This is a genomic window from Geminicoccus sp. (assembly GCF_036263595.1).
Taxonomy (GTDB): Bacteria; Pseudomonadota; Alphaproteobacteria; order Geminicoccales; family Geminicoccaceae; genus Geminicoccus.
In genome coordinates, this window is the sequence record NZ_DATAGQ010000074.1 from 1 (window position 1) to 7,362 (window position 7,362).

Annotated in this window: 5 protein-coding genes, 2 tRNA genes and 3 pseudogenes; 8 read left to right on the forward strand and 2 right to left on the reverse strand. The window is 59.0% G+C overall.

The annotated features are described in order from the left end of the window. Window positions 1-138: 138 nt before the first annotated feature. The 4 genes and pseudogenes from VHL31_RS06490 to VHL31_RS06505 form a co-directional block, all read left to right on the forward strand. Window positions 139-869 (forward strand): annotated as a pseudogene (locus VHL31_RS06490) (IS256 family transposase); the annotation flags it as partial. A gap of 311 nt (window positions 870-1,180) precedes the next feature. Next, window positions 1,181-2,207: pseudogene (locus VHL31_RS06495) on the forward strand (transposase); the annotation flags it as partial. 103 nt (window positions 2,208-2,310) lie between these two features. Continuing rightward, window positions 2,311-2,760, forward strand: a complete 450-nt coding sequence (locus VHL31_RS06500) for a hypothetical protein (protein ID WP_329660397.1) — start codon at window positions 2,311-2,313, stop codon at window positions 2,758-2,760. A gap of 88 nt (window positions 2,761-2,848) precedes the next feature. Then, window positions 2,849-3,643 carry a hypothetical protein gene (locus VHL31_RS06505; RefSeq protein ID WP_329660398.1) on the forward strand — a complete coding sequence of 265 codons (795 nt, stop codon included), beginning with the start codon at window positions 2,849-2,851 and terminating at the stop codon, window positions 3,641-3,643. Here the strand turns inward: VHL31_RS06505 and VHL31_RS06510 are convergent, their stop codons facing one another. Next, the gene (locus VHL31_RS06510; RefSeq protein ID WP_329660399.1) at window positions 3,644-4,603 is read right to left on the reverse strand and encodes an IS1595 family transposase; all 960 of its coding nucleotides are present in this window, start codon (window positions 4,601-4,603) and stop codon (window positions 3,644-3,646) included. It abuts the gene before it with no gap. A gap of 110 nt (window positions 4,604-4,713) precedes the next feature. On the opposite strand from VHL31_RS06510, the gene VHL31_RS06515 reads away from it, so the two are divergent. From VHL31_RS06515 to VHL31_RS06525, 3 genes and pseudogenes are all read left to right on the forward strand, one after another. Continuing rightward, the gene (locus VHL31_RS06515) at window positions 4,714-4,947 is read left to right on the forward strand and encodes a DUF6471 domain-containing protein (protein ID WP_329660400.1); all 234 of its coding nucleotides are present in this window, start codon (window positions 4,714-4,716) and stop codon (window positions 4,945-4,947) included. Beyond that, window positions 4,914-5,840 carry a hypothetical protein gene (locus VHL31_RS06520; protein ID WP_329660401.1) on the forward strand — a complete coding sequence of 309 codons (927 nt, stop codon included), beginning with the start codon at window positions 4,914-4,916 and terminating at the stop codon, window positions 5,838-5,840. Before VHL31_RS06515 ends, VHL31_RS06520 begins: the two co-directional genes overlap by 34 nt. Window positions 5,841-6,003: 163 nt before the next feature. Further along, window positions 6,004-6,273, forward strand: a pseudogene (locus VHL31_RS06525) (integrase core domain-containing protein); the annotation flags it as partial. Window positions 6,274-7,017: 744 nt separating this feature from the next. Here VHL31_RS06525 and VHL31_RS06530 read toward each other — a convergent pair. Beyond that, window positions 7,018-7,092, reverse strand: a tRNA-Val gene (locus VHL31_RS06530). Between the two features lie 139 nt (window positions 7,093-7,231). On the opposite strand from VHL31_RS06530, the gene VHL31_RS06535 reads away from it, so the two are divergent. Further along, window positions 7,232-7,308: transfer RNA gene (locus tag VHL31_RS06535), tRNA-Asp, on the forward strand. The last annotated feature ends 54 nt before the right edge of the window (window positions 7,309-7,362 follow it).

Here is a 7,362-nt window from a genome sequence, read left to right on the forward strand (position 1 = left end):
CCCAAGGTCATCCTGGTTGCCGTCGCGCGCAAGCTCTTGGTCTACGCGCATGCGGTCGTACGGACACAAACGCCGTTCCATCCCGGGACACCCAGCCCGTCACCCGCTTGACCGCAGCACGGTATCTCCGGGGGATCGGGCCTATGGCCCGACGGCGCCAAGGAGATCCTTGGCCTATGGCTGGAGCAAAATGAGGGCGCCAAGTTCTGGCTCCGCGTCATGAACGAGTTGCGCAACCGTGGCGTCGAGGACGTGCTGATCGCGGTCGTCGATGGCCTCAAAGGCTTCCCGAGGCAATCCTGGCGGTGTTCCCGGACGCCACGGTGCAGACCTGCATCGTCCACCTGCTCCGGCACAGCCTGGACTTGTTCGTTGGGCTTACGCGGTCCCACCGGGACCACGGTCCCTCCTCACCTTACAAGGACCGCAAAGCCGTGGCGGCAGCGCTCAAGGACATCTACCGGTCGGTCGATGCCGCCGCCGGCGAGGCGGCACTTGCCACCTTCGACGAAGGCTTGTGGGGCCGCCGCTACCCAGCGATCGGCCAGAGCTGGCGGCGTGCCTGGACCGAGGTGGTGCCGTTCTACGCCTTCCCCAGCGACGTCCACCGGATCTTGTACACCACGAACGCCATCGAGGCCTTGAACGCCAAGCTGCGCCGGGCGGTCCGGGCCAGGGGCCACTTCCCGACCGACGAGGCCGCCATGAAGCTGCTGTTCCTAGTCTTGAACCGGGCAGAGCGGGAGTGGAAGATGCCGCCTCGCGAGTGGAGCATGTCAGCTTCGCTGACATCACTCCGTGGGATCGGCCAAAGGCCGATGGCGAAGGCTCAGTTCGCCGTCCTGTTCGGCGAGCGCTTCACCAGAGCTTATGGCCGGTTGATGGGTAACCGCCCCCCACCGCACGAAATTTCAGACGGTCCTGAGCAGGTCCTCTCCACCTGCTGTCCCGTTCTGAACTATCCCGAACCGACCGAGCAACTGTGCGTCAAGCTCAAGACCCTGCTCCTCCGAGACCGCGACATCGACCAACTCCACTGATCGGATACCTACTCTCGATCCTGACGGCCACCTTCGCCACCGCGACCCGCTCTGCACGTGGTGAGAATGCTTTGGCCACTGGACTGCAACCCGTTTGAACCGGACAGGGTCGTCAGCCGATAAGGCATAGGCATACGCCTATGGATAAGATCATGGCTTCCGATCCGAACGGACCTCCGCCACGCGTCGAGGTAATCTGGTCGGTGCAGCGCCAACGCCGGTTCTCGACCGCCCAGAAGATGCGCTTGGTCGAGGAGAGCATGCAGCCCGGCATGAGCGTGTCGCTGGTCGCTCGCCAAGCCGGCATCTCGCCCAGCATGCTGTTCAACTGGCGGCGCCGGATGCTGGAAGGTGGCTTCGAAGCCGTGCAGGCCGATGAGCCGGTGGTCGGCCAGACCCAGGTACGGGATCTCGAGGAGCGGGTCCGTGAACTGGAGCGTCTGTTGGGCCGGAAGACCCTGGAGGTGGAAATCCTTAATGGCGCGCTCGATGCCGCACGGGCAAAAAACCGATGTCGCTGCTGCCGTTGTGGAGCGTGCGCAGGGACGGTTCGCGATGACCACCATCGCCAGCACGCTGGGTGTTGCCCGCTCCAACCTGGTCGAGCGCCTGGCACGCACGTCCAAGCCGCGCGGGCGCTACCATAAGGTCGAAGACAGCTGCCTTTTGCCGCTGATCCGCTAACTGGTCGATGAGCACCCGTCCTATGGCTACCGGCGCATCACTGCGCTCCTGAACCGTCGCTTCCAGGGACAGGAACTGCCAAAGGTCAACGCCAAGCGCGTGCTGCATCCTGCAAAACCATGTCTCGTCCTGCAGCGCCATACCGGCCGCCAGATCGGTCGGACCCATGACGGCATGGTCATCGCGCTGACCTCCAACATCCGTTGGTGCTCCGACCATTTCGAGCTGACCTGCCGGAGCGGCGAGATCGTCCGCATCCTGTTTGCGATCGACGCCTGTGACCGCAAGATCGTCGCCCCGCGGCCGTCTCCTGACGGCCGTCCCTGTGGGATTGGATCGATCGCCTTCTGCGATCGATGGTCGGCCACGACAGCTGGCATTTCTGGCGAAATGGTCCAGGACCTCATGGTCGCCTGTGTAGAGAGGCGCTTTGGCAGTCCGAAGGCATCGCATCCGGTGGAATGGCTGTCGGACAATCGATCGACAGAAGCCGATTGATCCAGTATTAGGTAGCAAACACACCTCGTGCCGAATGCCCAAAGTGTGTCCTGTCTGCCACAGTGCCTCTCACCAAGGGGAGGCTATGATGGGCGACGGTTTCGCGATCTCAGCGCTGGTGCGTAAGCGTGCGGACCTGGCAGGCGAGATCGAAGCGGGGGAGGCCAGGCTGCGCGTGCTACGCGCCAGCCTCGCCCATGTAGACGCCACAATCCGGCTGTTCAGCCCAACCTACCCCATCGCAGCCATCAGCCCGAAGAAGCCACGGCCTAAGCAACCACTAGTGTTCGGCAGAGGCGATCTGGCCCGCTCCATCCTCGACATCCTCAGGACGGCACAAGAGCCGATGACGGTAGCGCAGATCGCCGCTGCCACCATGCGCCAGCTTGGCTTGCCCGACGATCTAGGCGCTCGGGAGTTCCTGGAGAGCCGCGTGGACAAGGCGGTGCGGCGGCAGGCTGATCAGGGGCTGATGCAGAAGGTGCAGCTCGGCCCGCGTGCCGTGGGGTGGGCTATTGCTCGGGTAGGCGAAGGATGAATTTGCAAAGGGGCAGGTGCCATCCTAGGTTTATGCACAGGTTCCTCACAGCTACATCCCCAGCATTCTTGGCGTTTCCTCGCGGTCGTTGTTTCTTCTGCTCATGGCAGAAGCTAGGTTTCCAGCAGGGGGAACGAGCGAGGTTATGATGATAGGCGGCATAAAAGAATTATACTTTTCGCGCCATCATCTAATTAGAGATTTAGTAGGTAATGTAGCCCCACTAAGCGCGTTCCTGCTGGTATATTCAATATTCGATCATAATGCTCAGAGATTAGCTAAGGAAATTTTTACTTCCTATATAATTAACATGTCTTTCTGGGCATTCATCTTATGCGCCAGCACTTACGTACTCAGCGGATATTTTATAGGCTCGTTGGCAAATTTTGGCGGTAATTTTATAAACAGGATGCTGAGGTATGTCCCCCGATTTGGGGAGAAGTGTTCATACCCATACTGGTACAAGAAGGATGCTAAGGACATTGATGATCTTTATCTTAAGATTTTCCCTGATCATCAATATCTAAGCAGTGGGGCCGCAGTGTCTCCAACCGACAAGGTTAATGCTCTCAAAGAGTATTTTCGTAGATATAACCCTGATGGCTATAGTGAGACATACCGACAGTATATCAAGATAGATATCGTGCGTGCAGCCATGCTGTATCCGATTATTTATTTGGCTGTTCAATTCATTTTAGCTTTGCGTGATTTTGGTAGTTGGAGCAGTTCTTATAACGGATGGCTAATATCGATATCTTTCCTGTCTCTAGGCGTTGCTTTTGTCGAACTGCCGAGACGCATACAGAAATTTGTAAGAACAGAGTATTTTTTTATCATTGCAAGTGCTCGTTTTAAGGAAGATAGCGATACGCTACCAGCTTGATCAAACAGCCCGCTGCCAATACCCACACCAGTTGCGGCTCTTGCCGTGGCTCAGCGCACCAACCGTAGCCCGCTCCAACTGCACGCCGTTGCTCTCCCGGCGCATGTCCTCGCGCCATGCCATCTCGCCGGCATAGAAGCGCAAGTAAGGGCCAGAGATATGATGATGCTGCCCATACTCGGCCCGACGGAGACGGCTGAAAAACGACTCTGCCTGATTGGTGCAGGAGCCTTCGTCTGAGAACGCAACCAGATGGTTGATGCGCTTCATGGCGAAGCGAGCATGCAGCGCGTCCCATGACGCCGCTTCGTCGGCATGCACGGTCGAGCCAGCCTGCACGCGACGGGCGATGGTGGGCACCGCCTCTTCCTCGCTGCGAACCACGAACGGCAGCGTGCGGCCGTTGCGCTCCCGCATGACGACCACCACGCGACGCTTGCCGGTCTGGTGCTGGGCCAAGCGACGGTCCTTGCGATCCGCCTTCCTGTTCGCCTGCCGGATGCTGCCGCCGACGTAGCAGCCGTCGATCTCGACCTCACCAGCCGGCCGGTAGCGATCCTGGTCAGCGCTCATGCTCTCGCGCAGCTTGTGGGCCAGCACGAACGCGGTCTTGGCTTGCACGTCCAGATCACGGCCAAGCTGCAAGGCGCTCAAGCCCTTCACCGCATTCACGCTGATCGCGATGGCGAGCAGGTAGGTGCGGATCGGCAGCTTGCGGCTGGCGAAGATGGTGGAGGACGTGACGGTGAACTGGTGCAGGCATGCCTTGCACTTGAAGATGCGGCGCGTCTTGAACTCGTAGCAGGCCACGCACTCACAGCGCGGGCAGACGGCCTCGCCCTTGGTGTCCTGCCAACGAAGCTTGCGGAACACGTCATAGGCTTCCTCGTCGGTCATCCGTGCCACGCGCACCAGCGAAAGGGTGCGGGCTGCGGCGGAGAGGAGGAAGTGTTGAGCCATGGACTGATGCCGTATGCGGTAACTTTCTGTCACATATGATAACAGAAGGCACTGCCTTGGCAAGAACTATTTATCAGATATGATATCTACATCCCGCATAGGAGATGTCGATGAGTACGGAAGATGTTTGGGCGCTGAAGGCGCGTAGCATCCTGAAGGCCGAACTGAAGCGTCAGGATGTGAGTTATCAACAGCTTGTTTCCAAGCTGGCCGAGATTGGCGTTGAGGAGACACCTGCCTCAATTGCAAACAAGATAAGCCGGGGCAAATTCACCGCAGCTTTTCTGCTGCAATGTCTTGAGGTGATCGGATGCGTCACGCTGCGATTGCGGGAGCCATCCTAGCTACGCTTATCTTCGGTATCGTATTAGGGTTCGTATCTGCGCTTCGCTTACAGGATGCAGAGACTAAATATGGCCCTGGGATCACCGAATCCAGCGAGGCTGTAGCACGCCAGACCAATAGGGAAGCAGGCCGCAAACAAGGCATACCCCCGCCAAACCCTAACATGCCCATAAGAGTCGAAGAGGCCGAACGAGTAAGTCAGGCCGAGTGCTCCGACAGCCAGGATTGCCGTACCGAGCAACGCGACTACCAAGATCTGCGTGCCCAGTGGAAGGCGGCCGACGCCGCCTACGGGCAATACTTTCTTGCATTTCTCAATCTTGCGCTCACTGCTTTCGGAGTGATAGCTGCGGTCTTCGGCACTGCCGGCCTCATATATAGCTTGTTCTTGACCCGCCGGGCTACGAATGCCGCCGAAGATGCCGTCAGGGTCACTCAGGACACCGGCGAGCGCCAAATTCGTGCTTATGTGGGGGTTTCTCAATGCGCATGGGTCAAACAACCCAACCCTGGTGTTTTCGCTGCAAAAGTAGTTTTCAGGAACTTCGGTCAATCCCCAGCATACGAAGTTAAAGCGTATGTCAGATGCACCTTCTTCCCTATGGGTGAACAGGCGAGCTGGGATTACGAGATCCCCGAACACGTCCCCCCTTGCATTATATATCCTGGAGACTTTGCGGAGAGCGAAGTTGGTTTTGAAATGGCGGATGATGTTTACGTCAAGATGATAGCCTCTTCGACCCCTGTTATTTTTTACTTCTATGGCGCTATCACATATAGAGACGCCTTCAAGATAAGTCGAAAGACTAACTTCCGATATGAGTGGCTGCCCAATCAAGGGGAACGCGCCAAGCAATTTAGGCTGTCCCAAGGTGGCAATGAGGCCAACTAGGGCCAACAACCATCCAGGTCCACAGCTTCGGCACCACTCAAGCATGCTCACCGCCCAACGCGCGGGCGGCCTGCGCGGCGCGCCCGCGCGCATAGGTGCATTTGCTACCTAAGGCCGGATTGATCCGCTTCCTGAAAGGACGACGGTCAGGAGACCGTCGAGGGGCAGCGCCTACATCGCCAGGGAGACCCGTAACACGGCCACTGCCCTCGGCCAGCGCTTGTGCTTCACGCCCGTCCGCTCCCCACAAAGCAACGGCATCGCCGAGGCCTTCGTAAAGACCTTCCGCCGCCACTATCTGCGGCTCTCGATCCTGCCAGATCCCAACACCATCATCCGTCTGCTGCCGGCTTGGATGGACGACTACAACACCATCCACCCACACTCGGCGCTGCGCTTCCATTCGCCTGCTGAGTTCCGCAAACTCAGTGCCTACCCAACTCAGACCCTGTCCGCTCAAACGGGGTGCACTCCAGCCACGCATCACGGCGCACCAAGCCAGAAGATATCGCTGTCATTTCATCAAGATCTCCAACGAGGGCGCCACTGTTTCGACAAGAGCCTCAGCCGGCCTTTAGGAGGTGGAGACACAGCTGGACGCTAATTGACCATTAGCACATGCCATCTCAGCCACCCGCAGCACTGCCAACGTGATGTCCCGCCACCGATGGACCCGACTGCAGCTGAAGATACACGATCCACGTGTTACAGTTGGCGGCCGGCCATGCGTGACCTCAGGCTGCGCGCTCGTCATTGTAGCAGATGTCGTCAGACCAAGATCCAGCAAGCTTCCCCGGCAGGCAGCGGAGCATCGAGCCAGACGCAGTCGCCGGTTCGAGTCCGACGGCAGCCGACCCGGGGGCAGTCGATAGGTTGGCTGCTGCCCTCGCCAGTCATTCCTAAGGATCTGTGGACAGGTGACCGAGGACATCGAGGAAAAGTCGACGCCGCAACCACCGGCCGTCCTTTACCAGCCGCACGGGACCCTCTCGGAAACCAAGGCCGTGATACCCGAACAAGATGATACCTGTCATTGTATCGGCCACGGAATGTGACCATCCGGCCGGTGCACCGACAGCGCCGAAGCTGCGTCCAAACCAGCTGCAACTGACGGGGGTACGCCGTGATGCGTTGGGACTGAGCGAGGCGTACCGAACCTGGTACATGACCTTGAAGATGGTGCGGGCGGAGGGTTTCGAACCCCCGACATCGACGGTGTAAGCGTCGCGCTCTACCACTGAGCTACACCCGCGCGTACCCGCCTGTAAGCGGACGTGGCCCGAAGTTCAAGTGACGGTACAAGGCTGCTCGTGTTCCCAATGAAGCTCCACAAACCGAGCGGCATGGCGTTGACAGTTCCGCCGCACCCCACTAATCAGCCGCCACGACGCGGGGATGTAGCTCAGTTGGTTAGAGTGCCGGCCTGTCACGCCGGAGGTCGCGGGTTCAAGTCCCGTCATCCTCGCCATCTCACGTCGCTGCTACTACCTCCACGGCCACCCGAAAAACCTCCTCTCTGCGT

What these genes read in the sequence shown, in the direction of transcription:
- VHL31_RS06510 (WP_329660399.1), bottom strand. Translation starts at nt 4,603, where the DNA reads ATGGCTCAACACTTCCTCCTCTCCGCCGCAGCCCGCACCCTTTCGCTG.
- VHL31_RS06520 (WP_329660401.1), top strand. Translation starts at nt 4,914, where the DNA reads ATGCGTCACGCTGCGATTGCGGGAGCCATCCTAGCTACGCTTATCTTC.
- VHL31_RS06515 (WP_329660400.1), top strand. Translation starts at nt 4,714, where the DNA reads ATGAGTACGGAAGATGTTTGGGCGCTGAAGGCGCGTAGCATCCTGAAG.
- VHL31_RS06500 (WP_329660397.1), top strand. Translation starts at nt 2,311, where the DNA reads ATGGGCGACGGTTTCGCGATCTCAGCGCTGGTGCGTAAGCGTGCGGAC.